We start from the raw sequence: 14,733 nt of genomic DNA on the forward strand, positions 1-14,733 counted from the left end.
AGCCGCCATCTTAGCGCCCGGGACGGGCCGGCGGCCGCGTCCGCCCCGGCCTTGCATCACTGGCCGGCGTACAGCGCTTCCACCGCCAGGCCGATGCTCAGGATGCGGCGGTCAGTACCATTGCTGCCCGCGATCATCAGCCCCACCGGCGCCGTGCCGGACGCATGGCAAGGCAGCGACAGCGCGCAGCCATCCAGGAAATTGATCAGCGTCGGATTGCGCAGGATCAGGCCGTTGGCCGCGTAGTAGGCGTCGTCCGAAGCCTGCAGGTCGGCCACTGCCGGCGCCACGATCGGCGTGGTCGGCATGATCAGGGCGTCATAGCCCGCGATGCGGCGGTCCACCGCCGCCACCCAGGCTTCGCGCGCGTCCAGCAGGTCCAGGTAGTCGGCCGCGCTCATGTCCTTGCCGCGCATGATGCGCGACACCACGCGCGGGTCATAGCGCTTGCCGGCGCGGGCGATCAGGTCGCGGTGCCAGGCCCAGGCCTCGGCGGCGGTGAAGCCGCCCTTGGCGTTGATGGCGGCCAGTTCCGCGAATTCCGGAATCGCGATCTCTTCGACCAGCGCGCCCGCGTCCTTCAAGCGGCTGACCGCGGCCGCAAAGCTGTCGGCGACGTGCTTGTCCATGGCGTCCAGCGCCAAGGTGGTCGGGATGGCCAGGCGCAAACCGCGCAGCGCCGCCGCTTCCGGCACCGGGCCGCCGTCGCCGGACAGGATGGCATCCAGCTCGGCGCAGCAGCGCACGCTGGCGGCGATGGGACCAATGGAATCCAGGTTGGCCGACAGCGGCAGCACGCCTTCCATGGAGACGCGCCAGGCGCTGGGCTTGAAGCCCGTCAGGCCGCAAAGCGCGGCGGGGATGCGCACCGAGCCGCCGGTGTCCGAACCGATGGCGGCTGCCGCCATGCCGTCGGCGACCGAGACGGCGGCGCCCGAGGACGAGCCGCCGGGAATGCGGCCGGTGGCGCGGTCGTAGGGATTCAGCGGCGTGCCGTAGTGGGGGTTGATGCCCAGGCCCGAATAGGCGAACTCGGTCATGTTGGTGCGGCCGATGATGACCGCGCCCGCCGCCACCAGGCGGCGCACGACTTCAGCGTCGGCGTCGGCCGCCGGCTCGCCTTCGCGCGCCACCGAACCCGCCATCGTAGTCTCGCCCTCGATGTCGAACAGGTCCTTGATGCTGATGGGCAAGCCCTCGATCGCGGAGCGGACGATGCCGGCCGCGCGCAGCGTGTCGGACGCCTGCGCCTGGGCCAGCGCCGTATCGGCGTACAAGCGGGTGTAGGCGCGCGCGCCCTCGCCCGCTACGTCCTGGGCGCGGGCCAGTGCGGCCCGCGTCAGTTCCACGGAGCTGCTGCGGCCCTCTTGCAGGGCCAGGGTCAGATCATTCAGAGTCGAAACCATAGTCATCCTAGTGCCGCCTTGCGGCATGAGTGCAAACAGGCGCGCCCGCGGGCGCGCCTGGCGATAGGCGCCGGAGGCCGGAATCAGGCCACCACGGGCAGCGTCTCGACATGATAGCGGTGACGCAGGCTGCGCTGGCGGCGCGGGTCGTGCAACTCCATCGTGAAGTCGGCCGAGGGGCGGATGCCGCCGATCGCGCCGACGGTGCCGCAGGTCATGCCGGCGCCCGCCGGCAGCACGGCCGAGCCGCCGGTGTAGCCGGCGACCAGATCCTGCGGCGTGCGCAGCGACGCCAGCGGACCCTCTTGATACAGCACTTCCACGCCGTTCTCGACGATGTAGGAACGGATCACGAGTTCGTCCCAGTAGTCGGCCACATCGGCCAGGCGCCAGGCGCTATTGGCCAGCGGCTTGACGCAGACCTGCTTGGACATCGCCACGCTATAGGTCTCCAACTTGCGGTCGGTGTGATCCGAGGCGATGCTGACGTACATCTCGCCGTCCACCGCGAACACGAAGGTTTCCACTTCGCCCGAGGAGTCCTCGCCCAGGGCCTGCACAGTTTCCTTCTGGGTCAGCTGGTTGTCGGCGATGCGGTAGTACAGCGGCACGCTGCTGGGACGCGGCACGCCGATGGCGGCCAGTTCTTCGATGTGGTGCTCGATCGCGGCGATGTCGCGTCCGGCCCAGCCGGCGACGATCAGGGTGTCGAACTCGACTTCGACCTGGCGGGGTTGCGAATCTTCGATCTGGAATACGGCTTTCATATCTGTCCTGCTGAAATAAGGGAGTGAAGGACGCGGCGGCTCGCCGCGCCCGGAATGTCTATGGAATGAAGGTCAGCCGAACACGCGCGGCAGCCACAGCGCCACGTCCGGCCAGAAAGCCAGCAGCGCCAGCATCACGAACATGGCCAGCACGAACGGCAGACTGCCGACGATGACCGCGCTCATGGAACCGCTCTTGCGCAGGCTTTGCACCACGAACAGGTTCAAACCGACGGGCGGCGTGATCAGGGCGGCCTCGACCAGGATGATGATGACGATGCCCAGCCAGATGGGATCGAAACCCAGGCCGATCATGATGGGCGCGACGATGGGGATGGTCGTGATCATCATGGACAGCGTTTCCATGAAGCAGCCCAGCACCAGGTAGAAGATCACCACGATCAGCAGCATCCAGCCGGGCGACAGGCCCAGGCCCGTGATCGACTTGGTCAGTGCATCCGTCAGACCGGTAGCGGACATGACGAAGTTCAGGAAGCTGGCGGCCACCACGATCAGCATGATCATGGCCGTCGACCGCATGGTGCCTTCCATGACCTCGCGCAGCATCGACCACGACAGGCGGCGGAACCAGGCCGCCAGGATGAAGGCGCCCAGCACGCCCAGCGCGGCCGCTTCCGTCGGCGTGGCCAGGCCGGCGTAGATGGAGCCCACCACCAGGAAGAAGATCCCCATGGGCGGCGCCAGGTGCACCAGGCTGGCGATGCGCTGGCCCCAGGTCGCCTGGATCTTCTTGCCGCCCCAGGACGGCTTGGCAACGCAGGCGATGACCACCGTCAGCATGAACAGCGCGGCCATCGCGAAGCCCGGGATGATACCGGCCAGGTACAGCTTGGGCACCGACGAATTCGTCAGCACGCCATAGATGACCAGGTTGATCGAAGGCGGGATCAGGATGCCCAGCGTGCCGCCGGCAGCCAGGCTGCCCAGGAACAGCGGCTCGTTGTAGCCGTACTTGCGGATCTGCGGGATGGCCACGGTACCCACTGTCGCGGCGGTCGCCACGCTGGAGCCGGAGGTGGCCGAGAACAGCGTCGAGGCGCCGATGTTGGCGTGCATCAGCCCGCCCGGCAGCCACGACAGCCACAGGCTCATCGCGCCATACATGCGTTCGGCGAAACCGGCGCGCAGCAGCACCTCGCCCAGCATGATGAACAACGGAATCGCCACCAGCAGGAACTCGTTATTGGTGCTCCAGGACACTTCGCCGATCGCGCGGGTCAGCGGCAGCATGGAGAACAGCGGGTCCAGGATCAGGCCCAGCACGCCCAGCGCCGCGCCCACCGGAATGGACAGGCCGATCAGCACCAGGAGCAGTATCAATGCGGTGGAAATCATGCGGCTTCTCCCTTCACCATGCGCTCGCCGGCGGCGGCTTCCTCGTCGGCCTCTTCCTGCGCCGAACGCACGCCGCAAATGTTCTTGACGAGTTCGATGTCGCCCGTGACCAGCGCGGCGGAGGCGCGCGCCAGCATCAGCGCGACCGTGATGCACATCCAGCCCAGGCCCAGCAGCCACAGGCCCTGCGGAATCCACAAGGGCGTGGCCAGCGGCGTGTTGGCGGCGGATTTCTGCGCCCAGGAGGTCTGCACCACCTCGGACGCGTAGTAAGTCAGGTAGACCATGAAGACCGCCAGGGCCACCATGGAGATCCAGTCCAGCACGGCCGCGATGCGCACCGGCATGTACTGGTAGACCACGTCCACGCGCACGTTGGCGCGTTGCAGCGTGGCGAACGCCAGCGCCCACGAGGTGCTGATGGCGAAAGCGTAGCTGGACAGCTCATCCGCGCCGCCCGTCGTGAAGCCCAGGAATTTGCGGGCCAGCACGTCAAACGAGATCAGCAGCACGCTGGCCACCGTCAGTGCGCCGCCGGCCCACACGGCCACGCGAGAGAAGCTCTCAGCGCGCCGCAATAGCCCGCCCAGCAGGCGAAAGTGTTCAGTTTGAGTCATGAGTAAAACCTTTGCAGGGTCGGGCGCGCAGCGCCCTCCCAGCTATGTAACGAACGATCCCATAGGGACGCCACGAAGCCGGCTATGCCGATCTGCAGCGACTCCCCCCATCGGGATGCCGCGGGTCCGGCTCAGCCGGTCCGCAGGCATGCCCCCCCTGGGGGGGGAAGCGCGCAGCGCTTCGGGGGGAACTACTTGCTGGCAGTCAGGCCCAGCGTCTTGCCGACCGTCGCGTTGAAGTCCTTCACGCACTGGGCCGAGCAGCGCGCGGCCCACTTGGGCAGCACGGCTTCCTCGGTGACCTTCTTCAGCAGCGCGCGGTCGGCGTCCGAGGGCTGGACCAGGACCATCTTGCCCTTGACCGGGAACGGGCAAGCGGCAGCGCCCGTGTTGCAGTCATAGCCTTCCTGCGTCTGGCGTGCGGCGGCGTCCCAGATGTTGTCGACCAGGGTCTTCACATTGGTCTGCAGGAACGTGCGCACCTTGGGATCCAGCTTGTCCCAGGCCTTCTGGTTCACGGCGTGGATCTGCTGGTTCCAGTTGATCGGCAGCGCGACCAGGTGCGTCGACACTTCGTACCACTTGGCCGAATAACCCGACAGCGAACCCGTGATGGCGCAATCCACCACCTTGTTCTGCAGCGCGGGCACCACTTCGCCGAAGGCCATGGTCACGCTGGAACCGCCCAGCGCCTCGACGAACTCGGCGGTGGTGCGGCTGCTGGTGCGGACCTTCTTGCCCTTGATGTCCGCCAGGCTCTTGATTTCGGCGTTGCAGAACAGCACTTGCGCGGGGTAGGTGGAAATGCCCAGCAGCTTGACGTTGTTGCCTTCGCCATACAGCTTGGCGTAGACCGGCTCGAACGCGTCGGTAACGGCGCGCGCGGTCTTGACGTCAGGCGCCAGGCCGGCCAGGTCGATCGCTTCGTTGATGGGGTTGTCGCTGGCGAAGTACGCCAGGGTGGCGGTGCCGAACTCGACCACGCCCTGCGACATCAGGCGCAGCAGTTCGGGACCCTTAAGGCCCATTTCGTTGAAGCCCTTGATATCTGCCGTGACCTGCCCCTTGGACAGCTCGGGAATGGTCTTGGTCCAGAACGGCTTTTCGTAATCGTTGTAGGCGGTCAGGTTGCTCAGGCCGCCCACGACCTTCAACTGCGTCTTGGGCAGGTCCTGCGCCTGGACGGCGCCGGCCAGCAAGCCGGCGGCGACAGCGGCGAAAACTAGCGACTTCTTCATGGACAAAACTCCTAGCTGGCGGGATGGTATGCCGCGCGCCGGATCCCGTTATCCTGGCGGCGCGCGGTGGCAATCGGAGAGTCTGGAGATCAGCCGCGCAACGACAGGCATCGCGCCTGCGCGGCTTGGCTTGCCGCCCGGGTCTGGGAATGGGACATACGCTGGTTCATGCTTCCCCCGCTCTATGCATCCAGGCGATCGTTATTGATGTGCCGCCATTGCAGCGTCAGGGGCGCGGAGCGTCCAATCGTATGTTGCGATACGGGGGTATAAATTTTTCTTTGGTCTCGCCCGGCAGGCGCGTTGCGTTTCGCGCAGACGACGCAGTGGCGCGGCTCAGCGGGCAGCTAGCCACGCCGGGCCGCAGCCCTGCCAAATGGCTGATTGCGCCGCCCTCGCGACGCTTGCTGGGGTAAACACCTAGATAGGCACCCCGTCCGCTGCCTGCTCGGCCACCTTCTGGGCCATCTGAGCGATGACGCGCACCGCGTGGCTATCCGGCCCCTGGACCCAGGTCGCCGTGAAATTCAGTTCCGGCAAGGGATCGGCCTGCACGCACAGGATGCGCAGTTCGCCGCGGGCCAATTCCTTGCCAAGGAAAACAGGCGCGATCACGCTGGTGCCGATTGCATCCTGGGTCATGCGCACCATCATCGACATCGACGCGCTACCGTACATGCGCGGCGCGGTCACCCCCGCACGCGTCAGCATGTCGCGCACCACGCGGTACGGCGCGCTGTTGGAGGGATAGGTGATGATGGGCAGCTTGCCGATCTGCTCCAATGTCAACGGTTCGGGTCCAAGGTCCAGCACCGGGCTCGCGACCCAGGCCAGCGGATAGGTGCAGAGCGGCAGATTTTCGACCCGCGCCTCCAGCACAGGTCCCATCAGGAAGGCCAGATCGATCTGGCGCGACATCAGGTGCGAACGCAACACATGGGTCGTGTCGACCTCGATCTCCAGCACCAGCGCCGGATAATTCGAATGGATCAGTTCGATCAGCGTGGGCAGCCAGGTCTGCACGATGGTCTCGGCCACGCCGATGCGCACCGTGCCGCTCATGACGTTCTGCTCGCGCGCGGCCTCGAACATGTCGCGCCGCACCTGCAGCATGCGTTCGGCGTGCGACAGCAGCTCGTGCCCCTTGGCGGTCAGCTTCACGCCGCGCGCCTCGCGCTCGAACAGGCGCACGCCCAGGTCGGCCTCGAGCGAGGCAATGCGCTGCGATACCGCAGGCTGCGTGGTGTTGAGCTTGTCCGACGCGGCGCGAAAGCTGCCCAGCGTGGCTACCCAGAAAAAAGTTTCGATATTGCGTAGTTCGATCATCAGCCTGTTCCCCCGGCGCGATGAGCGTATCATGTCAGCCGCCCGGTACCCGCAAGCCGGCGTCCCAGCCAGATAAGGAGTTTGTCGATGACCCCGGCCGATAACGGTCGCACGCGCTCAGCCGCGCCCGCCTCCGGCGGCCCGATGATGGGGGTGCTGTTGCTGGTGCTGTCGATGTGGACGTTGTCGTGCCTGGACGCCAGCGGCAAGTGGGTGATGAACGCGGGCGTGCCGTTACTGGTGCTGTCGTGGTTCCGCTATGCCGTGCACTTGGCGCTGGTGCTGGCCCTGGTGCTGCCTGCGCGCGGCCTGGGCGTTTTTCGCAGCAAGAAGCCGCGCGAACAGATCCTGCGGGGTGGCTCGATGTTCCTGGCCACGCTGATGTTCTTCACCACCCTGAGTTACATCCCCCAGGCCGAAGCCACCGCCATCAATTTCCTGGCGCCGCTGCTGGTGCTGTCGGCCGCGCCCTGGGTGCTCAAGGAACCTGCCCGCCTGTCGCGTTTCGTCGCCGCGGGCATTGCTTTCATCGGCGTGATCATCGTGATCCGTCCCGGCGGCGGCCTGGATCCCGTCGGCACGGTGTTCGGCCTGCTCACGGCCTGTTGCTTCGCGGTGCAGTTCATTGCGACGCGCCGCGTCGCGGGCGACGACCCGTTCACCTCGCTGATCTGGAGCGGCGCCGTCGGCACGATCTGCCTGACGCTGGCCCTGCCCTTCATCCTGCCGCCCGCCCTGCCCATCCTCAAGGCGCTGGCGCCGCTGGACTGGGTCGTGCTGATCTCCACCGGCATCACCGGTGGCCTGGGGCATCTGTTCCAGATCGCCGCCTACCGCCGTGCGCCCGCATCCACCCTGGCGCCCTTTGTCTACCTGCAGATCATCAGCGCCACCTCGGTCGGCTGGCTGGTCTGGGGCCATTTCCCGGATCCGCTGACCTGGCTGGGCATCGCCATCATCTGCGCCAGCGGTATCGGCATCGGCCTGATCGAATGGCGCCGCAGCCGCGCCCAGGCCGCGCCGCTGGCCCGGGCCGGCGTGCGCTGAGCCAGCAGCGCGCGGGCGCCTCCTCCCGTACAATGCGGGTCGCTTTTTGCGCTTTCGCGCATGGGCGATCCAGGCAATCCCCGAATCGAGGCTCCCATGATCATCAAGCCCCGTGTGCGCGGCTTCATCTGCGTCACCACCCATCCGGCCGGCTGCGCCGCCAACGTCCGCAATCAGATCGACTACGTCCAGGCCCAGGGGCCGATAGCTGGCGGGCCGAAACGCGTGCTGGTGCTGGGCGCATCCACCGGCTATGGCCTGGCGGCGCGGATCAGCGCGGCCTTCGGCTGCGGCGCGCAGACGCTGGGCGTGTTCTTCGAGCGGCCCGGCGACGCGGCCAAGGCCGGTACGCCGGGCTGGTACAACACGGCGGAGTTCCACGAGCAGGCCCATGCCGCCGGGCTTTACGCCAAGAGCATCAATGGCGACGCCTTCTCCGACGAGATCAAGCGCAAGACCATAGACCTCATCAAGCAGGACCTCGGCCAGGTCGACCAGGTGATCTACAGCCTGGCCGCGCCGCGTCGCACGCACCCGAAAACCGGGGAAGTCTTCAATTCCACGCTCAAGCCCATCGGCCAGGCGGTCAACCTGCGCGGCCTGGACACCGACCGCGAAGTGGTCAAGGAATCCGTGCTGGAACCGGCCACCCAGGCCGAGATCGACGCCACCGTGGCCGTCATGGGCGGCGAAGACTGGCAGATGTGGATCGATGCCCTGCTGGAAGCGGGCGTGCTGGCCGAAGGCGCCACCACCACGGCCTTCACCTACCTGGGCGAGAAGATCACCCACGATATCTACTGGAACGGCTCCATCGGCGCCGCCAAGAAGGACCTGGACCAGAAGGTGCTGGAAATCCGCGCCAAGCTGGCCGCGCGCGGCGGCGACGCCCGCGTGTCGGTGCTCAAGGCGGTGGTGACGCAGGCCAGCTCGGCGATCCCCATGATGCCGCTGTACCTGTCGCTGCTGTTCAAGACCATGAAGGAAGCCGGCACGCATGAAGGCTGCATCGAACAGGTCTATGGCCTGTACCGCGACAGCCTCTGCGGCCAGGCGCCCATCCTGGACCAGGACGGCCGCCTGCGCGCCGACTACAAGGAACTGGATCCCGAAATACAAGCCCGCGTGCAGGCGCTGTGGAGCCAGGTCACCAACGACAACATCTACCAGCTGACGGATTTCGCGGGCTACAAGCAGGACTTCCTGCGCCTGTTCGGCTTCGAGATCGACGGCGTCGACTATGAAGCCGATACCGATCCGGCCGTGGAAATCCGCGGCCTGGCGTAAGCCGCGGCGCTAACGCGCCATCAGCTCCAGCAGGCGGTCCAGGCCGCCTTCGTCGATCGCCACATTGACCTCCTCGCGCACGGCCGGCTTGGCGCGGTAACCCACCGACAAGCCGGCGGCGCGCATCATCGGCAGATCGTTGGCGCCGTCGCCAACGGCGATGGCGCGCTCCGGCCCGACGCCCAGGGACGCGCACACCTCGAGCAGCTTGCGGCGCTTTTCCTCGCCGTCGCAGATATCTCCCCAAACTTGCGGCAGCAGCCGGCCCGTCAAGCGGCCGTCTACGATTTCCAGCACATTGGCGCGCACGTCATCCAGGCCCAGGCGCACCCGCAGGCGGTCGGTGAAGCAGGTAAAGCCGCCGGTCACCAGCAGGCAGGTCAGGCCCGCGGCCTTGCAGGCCGCGATCAGCGTCTCGGCACCAGGATTGATGCGCACGCGCTGCTCGTAGACCTCGTCCAGCGCCGCTTCCGGCATACCCGCCAGCAACGCCACGCGCTCGCGCAGGCTCTGCTTGTAGTCCTTGATCTCGCCGCGCATCGCGGCTTCGGTCAGCGCCGCCACCTCGGCCTTCTTGCCCATCAAGTCCGCCATCTCGTCCAGCGTCTCGATCGAGATCAGCGTGGAGTCCATGTCGAAGGCGATGAGCTTGTAGTCCGTCAGCGCAAGCGGAGGCGCAATGCCGCGCCAGTGCAGGCCGGGTATCGTCGAGGCGGAATGCATGAGTCGTCCTTGTCTATGCGGAATGTGAGGGGTCGCGCCCTTGCTCGCGCAGCCACTCGATGAACAATTGCGCGGATGCAGCGGCGGGACCGTCCTGCCGGTACAGGGCGTGGATGCCGGCGTTGGGCAGTTGCGGGCCGTCGAACAGCGGGCGCAGCCGGTCAGCGCGGATATCGTCTTCCAGCAGGCACCAGGGCGCCAGCGCGATGCCGAGGTCGTTCATGGCAGCCTGCATGCACAAGAACTGGTGGTCGAACACCGGCCCGGGCAACTGCGCGGGCACGTCCACCTTGGCCAACGCGAACCAGCGCGGCCAGTGGTCCATGCCGCCCGCAATCTTCAGCAGCGGATGCCCCAGGCAATCCGCAGGCGCGGCCAGGCGGTTGCGCTCGATGAAGCGCGGCGACGCCACTGGCACGTGAAAGTCGTCCAGGCAGTGCACACAAGCCAGGTCCGAGTGCGCCATGTAGCCATGGCGGATCAGCACGTCGCTGCCTGTATCGCCGCCACGGTCCAGGAAAGAGCGCCCCTGCGTGGTGAGCTGCACGTCCACCCCCGGATGCCGGGCCTGGAACGCCGACAGGCGCGGAATCAGCCATTTCATGGTCAGGGACGGCGTGGCGCAGACGCGCAGCACTCCGCCATAGGCGGGCGATTTCAGCTTGGCGGTCGCGGCCGCGATGCGTTCCAGGCTGGCCTGGATCTCGGGAAAATAGGCCTGGGCGCAAGGCAGCAGCGCCACGCCGCGCGCCTCGCGCGCGAACAGGGGTTGCCCCACGTACTCTTCGAGTATGCGGATCTGCTGGCTGACCGCGCTGTGCGTGATGCTCAGTTCGTCCGCGGCCGCGGTGAAACTGCGCAGACGCGCCGCGGCTTCGAACACGCGCAAGGCCTTGAGCGGCGGCAGGCTCTGCCCCGCCATCTCAGTTGCGGCCCGCCCGCGCGCCGGCCCGGCGCCGCGCTGTGCTGCTCTTTCCCACGTTTTCCCTTGTCGTCTATTTTTCTATGGGCGCGGCTTGCGCGCGCCTCTGCCATCCAGCCGCATTCTAGGTGATAGCCCGCGCGCCGACCTCTTAGAAAAACTAACGACTACCCTTAAAAAACACCGCTGGTCGGGCGCGCAGCGCGTTCCTATGATGCCGACAACCTCAAGCAGGAAGCGAAACATGGCATCAATCACCGTAGACGGCATCGTCAAGACTTTCGGCGGGCAGCAAGTGCTGCGCAATCTGTCGCTGCACATCCCCGACGGCGCGTTCTACACGCTGCTGGGACCCAGCGGTTGCGGCAAGACTACGTTGCTGCGCTGCATTGCCGGCTTCTATGCGCCCGACGGCGGACGCCTGCTGTTCGACCAGGACGACGTGACCCATGTGTCCGCGCACCGCCGCGACATCGGCATGGTGTTCCAGGACTATGCGCTGTTCCCCGACAAGACAGCCTTCGACAACGTCGCCTACGGCCTGCGCGCCCGCGGCGTGGCGCGCGCCGAAATCACGCGGCGCGTCAACGAGGCGCTGGACAAGGTCGGGCTGCTGGCCCTGGCGGAACGCTATCCCGCGCAGATGAGCGGCGGGCAGCGCCAACGCGTGGCCCTGGCGCGCGCGCTGGTGATCCGCCCGCGCGTGCTGCTGATGGACGAACCCCTGTCCAACCTGGACGCCAAGATGCGTCTGCAGATGCGCGACGTGATCCTGGACCTGGTGCGCGAGGCCGGCATTACCACGGTGTTCGTGACGCATGACCAGGAAGAAGCCCTGGCGATGTCCGACCGCATCGCCATCATGGACCGAGGCGACATCGCCCAGTTGGGCACGCCGGAAGAACTCTACGGCACGCCCGTCAACGCCTATGTGGCGGACTTCATCGGCTCGGCCAACGTGATCCCGGTGCCGGCCCGCAACGGCCAGGCAGGCGCTCCCGCCGGCCATGTGCGCTACGAGATCTGCGGCCTGGGCTTTGACGGCGTGCAAGGCAGCGACCAGCTGGACGGCAAGGGCGTGCTGATCGCCCGCCCGGAGGAACTGGCCCTGATGGCGCCCGCCCCTTACGTGCCCAATACCTTGCCCGGCAAGGTGTTGCGGCGCCAGTACCTGGGTTTCAAGACGGCCTATCGCATCGCGCTGGACAATGGCTCCGAGATCCGCGTCGAACTGCATGCCGGCAACATGGTGGCGCAGTTCCAGCCCGGCGAAGCCGTGCAGGTGCTGATCCCCGCCGACAGCCGCGTCGTCAACGCCTGAGGACGCGCCGACCATGAAAATCAAATGGTGGCCCTGGGGCATCCTGACCGCGATCAGCCTGGCCTTGCTGCTGTTCTTCGTGCTCTATCCGCTGGGCGTGCTGTTCAGCAACAGCGTCACCGGGCAGGACGGCGGCTTCACGCTGGAGGGCTTCAAGGCCCTGCTGGCCGATTCGCAGTATGTGGAGGCCTTCGGCAATACGCTGATCCTGGGCCTGGCGGTCACGACCTGCACGGTGCTGGTGGGCGTGCCTTTCGCCTACATGGTGGCGCGCTTCGACTTTCCGCTGAAGAACCTGGTGGCGATCCTGCCGGTGCTGACGATCGTGATCCCCGAGATCATCGTCGGCCAGTCCTGGCTGCTGATCCTGGGCAACAACGGCATCCTGACCAATCTGCTGGGCGACGCCGGCATCTCGCTGCCTTCGTTCTACGGCTGGACCGGCATGGTGTTCTCCATGACGCTGGTCTACTACACCTACATCTACCTGGGCGTGCTGGCCGCGTTGCGCGGCTTCGACGGCCAGTTGGAAGAAGCCGGCCTGAGCCTGGGCACGCCGCCGCTGCTGACCAAGCTGCGCGTGCTGGTGCCGGTGCTGCTGCCGGCGGTGCTGGTCAACGCGCTGGTGGTGTTCACGCTGGTGGTGGGCAATTTCGCCCTGGCCATGCTGCTGGGCAGCCGCGTGCCGCTGCTCTCGGTCATGACGTACAACACCTTCGTCAGCGAAATGGGCGGCAGCCCGACACTGCAGAGCGCCATGTCGGTGGTGTCCATCGCCATCGTCGCCATCGTGCTGTTCTTCCAGAAACGCGTGGTCGAACGCAAGGTCTACACCATGACGCAGGGGCGCGCGCCGGCCGCCACCCGCGTGCGGTCGTGGACCGCCCTGCTCTACACCAGCGGCGTCGGGCTGATCATCTTCATTTCGCTGCTGCCGCTCATCGTGGTGTTCATCGCCGCCTTCACCAAGACCAGCGGGCCGGTGATGCAATGGGGCCAGTGGTCCTTGGCCAGCATGCAGCGCGCGCTGCATGGCGCGCCGGAGCCCATCCTGAACTCGCTCAAGTTCGCGTCCCTGGCCACGGTGTTGGGCGTGGCCTTCGCGGTGCTGGTGAGCTACCTGACGATCAAGAAACGCAGCGCATCCACCCAGGTGCTGGACTACATCGTGGTACTGCCGCTGACCATTTCCGGCACGGTGCTGGGCATCGCGCTGGTGCAGACCTTCAACACCGGCTGGCTGGTGTTGGCGGGCACTTCGGGAATCATGGTGCTGTGCTACACGGTGCGGCGCCTGCCCTTCGCGGTGCGCAACGCTTCGTCGGTGCTGTTCAACATTCCCGAATCTATCGAGGAGGCCTCGATCAGCCTGGGCGTGTCTCCGCTCATGACGTTTTTCAAGGTAGTCCTGCCCGCGATGAAGGCATCCATCATCTCGGCAGCCATCCTGATGTGGCTCACCACCATCTCCGAGCTGTCGGCCTCCATCGTCGCCTACAGCGGCGGCCTGGAGACCATGCCCATCGCCATCTTCCGCCAGGTCGACGGCGGCAGGCTGGGCATGGCGTCGGCCTACGGCGCGGCGCTGGTCACGGTCATCGTGCTGCCCATCATCGTGTCGGTCAAGGCGTTCCGCATCAAGCTGTTCTCCGGTAAATAACCCACTCGCACAGAGGCTAACCATGCAACTCAAGCACCTACTTCAGTACAGCGTCCTCGCCGCCGCCCTGGCAACCGGCGCCGCGCAGGCCCAGAACGTCGTGCTCTATTCGTCCAACAACACGGAGACGATCGAAACCGCCCTGGACGCGGTGAAGCAGAAGTCGCCGAAATTGAACGTGCAGCCCGTCACCGGCGGCACCGGCACGATGATGAAACGCATCGAGGCGGAAGCGCAGAACCCGCGCGGCGACCTGTTCTGGAGCGGCGGCTTCGGCACGCTGGGCGCCTACCGCCAGCACCTGCAGCCCTACCGCCCGGCCGACCTGGACAAGATCCCCACCGAGTTCCGCGGTCCGGACGACCTGTGGGTCGGCACCAACGTGCACGTCATGGTGATGATGGTCAACGAACGCCAGCTCAAGGGCCTGCCGGCCCCGGCCACCTGGTCCGACCTGATGCAGCCGCAGTGGAAGAACAAGTTCGCCATCACCGATCCGTCCAAGAGCGGCACGGCCTACATGCTGGTGTACGGCCTCTTCAAGCAGTTCGGCCAGGAAGGCCTGGACAAGATCGCCGCCAACGCGGTGGTCACGGCGTCGTCGGGCACCACCTACAAGGGCGTGGCCGCGGGCGAGTATGCCGTCGGCATGACGCTGGAATACGCCGCGCAGGAATACGTGGCCGGCGGCCAGAAGGAGATCAAGCTGGTCTACCCGACCGAGGGCAGCTACCTGGCGCCCGAAGGCATGTTCATCATCAAGGGCGCGAAGAACATGGACGCCGCGAAGGCGCTGTACGACGGCCTCTTGAGCAAGGAATCGCAGGAAGCCCAGCTGGTGAAGAACTTCCGCCGCCCGACCCGTACGGACGTGGCCGTGGCCAGCCTGACCACCTTGCCTGAACTGAAGACCATCAAGATCTTCCCGGTCAGCCAGGATGCGGCGGCAAAGGAGTATGAGGCGGTGGTAGCGGCCTGGAACCAGGCGGTCGCCAAATCCAAATAGGCAGGCCCCAAGCCGCACCCCTTGGGGGCTAACTGCCCCCCCGAGGGGGCCGGCCCA

Annotated in this window: 13 protein-coding genes; 5 read left to right on the forward strand and 8 right to left on the reverse strand. The window is 66.5% G+C overall.

Going from position 1 to position 14,733, the window contains the following annotated elements; all coding sequences use genetic code 11:
* Nucleotides 1-56 precede the first annotated feature (56 nt).
* From AC3WOB_RS12970 to AC3WOB_RS12995, 6 genes are all read right to left on the reverse strand, one after another.
* Complete coding sequence (locus AC3WOB_RS12970) at nt 57-1,406, reverse strand: amidase (RefSeq protein WP_013394019.1); 1,350 nt, start codon at nt 1,404-1,406, stop codon at nt 57-59.
* Between the two features lie 83 nt (nt 1,407-1,489).
* On the reverse strand, nt 1,490-2,173 hold the full coding sequence (locus tag AC3WOB_RS12975) for a DUF2848 domain-containing protein (RefSeq protein ID WP_013394020.1): 684 nt from the start codon (nt 2,171-2,173) through the stop codon (nt 1,490-1,492).
* 72 nt (nt 2,174-2,245) lie between these two features.
* Nucleotides 2,246-3,529, reverse strand: coding sequence for a TRAP transporter large permease (locus tag AC3WOB_RS12980; protein WP_013394021.1), 1,284 nt, complete (start codon nt 3,527-3,529; stop codon nt 2,246-2,248).
* Nucleotides 3,526-4,146, reverse strand: coding sequence for a TRAP transporter small permease subunit (locus AC3WOB_RS12985; RefSeq protein ID WP_013394022.1), 621 nt, complete (start codon nt 4,144-4,146; stop codon nt 3,526-3,528). Before AC3WOB_RS12985 ends, AC3WOB_RS12980 begins: the two co-directional genes overlap by 4 nt.
* 191 nt (nt 4,147-4,337) lie before the next feature.
* Nucleotides 4,338-5,384 carry a TRAP transporter substrate-binding protein gene (locus AC3WOB_RS12990; RefSeq protein WP_013394023.1) on the reverse strand — a complete coding sequence of 349 codons (1,047 nt, stop codon included), beginning with the start codon at nt 5,382-5,384 and terminating at the stop codon, nt 4,338-4,340.
* A 420-nt stretch (nt 5,385-5,804) separates the two neighbouring features.
* Nucleotides 5,805-6,710, reverse strand: a complete 906-nt coding sequence (locus AC3WOB_RS12995; RefSeq protein ID WP_013394024.1) for a LysR family transcriptional regulator — start codon at nt 6,708-6,710, stop codon at nt 5,805-5,807.
* A gap of 87 nt (nt 6,711-6,797) precedes the next feature.
* Between AC3WOB_RS12995 and AC3WOB_RS13000 the strand changes: the two genes are divergently transcribed.
* On the forward strand, nt 6,798-7,757 hold the full coding sequence (locus AC3WOB_RS13000) for a DMT family transporter (protein WP_492275249.1): 960 nt from the start codon (nt 6,798-6,800) through the stop codon (nt 7,755-7,757).
* 96 nt (nt 7,758-7,853) lie between these two features.
* Nucleotides 7,854-9,044: an enoyl-ACP reductase FabV gene (gene fabV / locus AC3WOB_RS13005; RefSeq protein ID WP_492275250.1), complete on the forward strand. Its 1,191-nt coding sequence runs from the start codon at nt 7,854-7,856 to the stop codon at nt 9,042-9,044.
* A gap of 9 nt (nt 9,045-9,053) precedes the next feature.
* Here the strand turns inward: fabV and serB are convergent, their stop codons facing one another.
* Together serB and AC3WOB_RS13015 are read right to left on the reverse strand one after the other, a co-directional pair.
* Nucleotides 9,054-9,767: a phosphoserine phosphatase SerB gene (serB, locus tag AC3WOB_RS13010; RefSeq protein WP_492275251.1), complete on the reverse strand. Its 714-nt coding sequence runs from the start codon at nt 9,765-9,767 to the stop codon at nt 9,054-9,056.
* Nucleotides 9,768-9,780: 13 nt separating this feature from the next.
* Entirely contained in the window at nt 9,781-10,689 is a 909-nt protein-coding gene (locus AC3WOB_RS13015) for a LysR substrate-binding domain-containing protein (RefSeq protein ID WP_013394028.1), read from the reverse strand.
* A gap of 244 nt (nt 10,690-10,933) precedes the next feature.
* Here AC3WOB_RS13015 and AC3WOB_RS13020 point away from each other — a divergent pair, with 244 nt between their 5' ends.
* The 3 genes from AC3WOB_RS13020 to AC3WOB_RS13030 are packed head-to-tail and all read left to right on the forward strand — an operon-like array spanning nt 10,934 to nt 14,676.
* Entirely contained in the window at nt 10,934-12,010 is a 1,077-nt protein-coding gene (locus AC3WOB_RS13020) for an ABC transporter ATP-binding protein (protein WP_013394029.1), read from the forward strand.
* A gap of 13 nt (nt 12,011-12,023) precedes the next feature.
* Nucleotides 12,024-13,670, forward strand: coding sequence for an ABC transporter permease (locus AC3WOB_RS13025; RefSeq protein ID WP_013394030.1), 1,647 nt, complete (start codon nt 12,024-12,026; stop codon nt 13,668-13,670).
* A gap of 22 nt (nt 13,671-13,692) precedes the next feature.
* On the forward strand, nt 13,693-14,676 hold the full coding sequence (locus tag AC3WOB_RS13030; protein WP_207465159.1) for an ABC transporter substrate-binding protein: 984 nt from the start codon (nt 13,693-13,695) through the stop codon (nt 14,674-14,676).
* The last annotated feature ends 57 nt before the right edge of the window (nt 14,677-14,733 follow it).

This window comes from Achromobacter sp. FW305-C-30-7, assembly GCF_058783105.1.

What these genes read in the sequence shown, in the direction of transcription:
- AC3WOB_RS12970 (WP_013394019.1), bottom strand. Translation starts at nt 1,406, where the DNA reads ATGGTTTCGACTCTGAATGATCTGACCCTGGCCCTGCAAGAGGGCCGC.
- AC3WOB_RS12975 (WP_013394020.1), bottom strand. Translation starts at nt 2,173, where the DNA reads ATGAAAGCCGTATTCCAGATCGAAGATTCGCAACCCCGCCAGGTCGAA.
- AC3WOB_RS12980 (WP_013394021.1), bottom strand. Translation starts at nt 3,529, where the DNA reads ATGATTTCCACCGCATTGATACTGCTCCTGGTGCTGATCGGCCTGTCC.
- AC3WOB_RS12985 (WP_013394022.1), bottom strand. Translation starts at nt 4,146, where the DNA reads ATGACTCAAACTGAACACTTTCGCCTGCTGGGCGGGCTATTGCGGCGC.
- AC3WOB_RS12990 (WP_013394023.1), bottom strand. Translation starts at nt 5,384, where the DNA reads ATGAAGAAGTCGCTAGTTTTCGCCGCTGTCGCCGCCGGCTTGCTGGCC.
- AC3WOB_RS12995 (WP_013394024.1), bottom strand. Translation starts at nt 6,710, where the DNA reads ATGATCGAACTACGCAATATCGAAACTTTTTTCTGGGTAGCCACGCTG.
- AC3WOB_RS13000 (WP_492275249.1), top strand. Translation starts at nt 6,798, where the DNA reads ATGACCCCGGCCGATAACGGTCGCACGCGCTCAGCCGCGCCCGCCTCC.
- fabV (WP_492275250.1), top strand. Translation starts at nt 7,854, where the DNA reads ATGATCATCAAGCCCCGTGTGCGCGGCTTCATCTGCGTCACCACCCAT.
- serB (WP_492275251.1), bottom strand. Translation starts at nt 9,767, where the DNA reads ATGCATTCCGCCTCGACGATACCCGGCCTGCACTGGCGCGGCATTGCG.
- AC3WOB_RS13015 (WP_013394028.1), bottom strand. Translation starts at nt 10,689, where the DNA reads ATGGCGGGGCAGAGCCTGCCGCCGCTCAAGGCCTTGCGCGTGTTCGAA.
- AC3WOB_RS13020 (WP_013394029.1), top strand. Translation starts at nt 10,934, where the DNA reads ATGGCATCAATCACCGTAGACGGCATCGTCAAGACTTTCGGCGGGCAG.
- AC3WOB_RS13025 (WP_013394030.1), top strand. Translation starts at nt 12,024, where the DNA reads ATGAAAATCAAATGGTGGCCCTGGGGCATCCTGACCGCGATCAGCCTG.
- AC3WOB_RS13030 (WP_207465159.1), top strand. Translation starts at nt 13,693, where the DNA reads ATGCAACTCAAGCACCTACTTCAGTACAGCGTCCTCGCCGCCGCCCTG.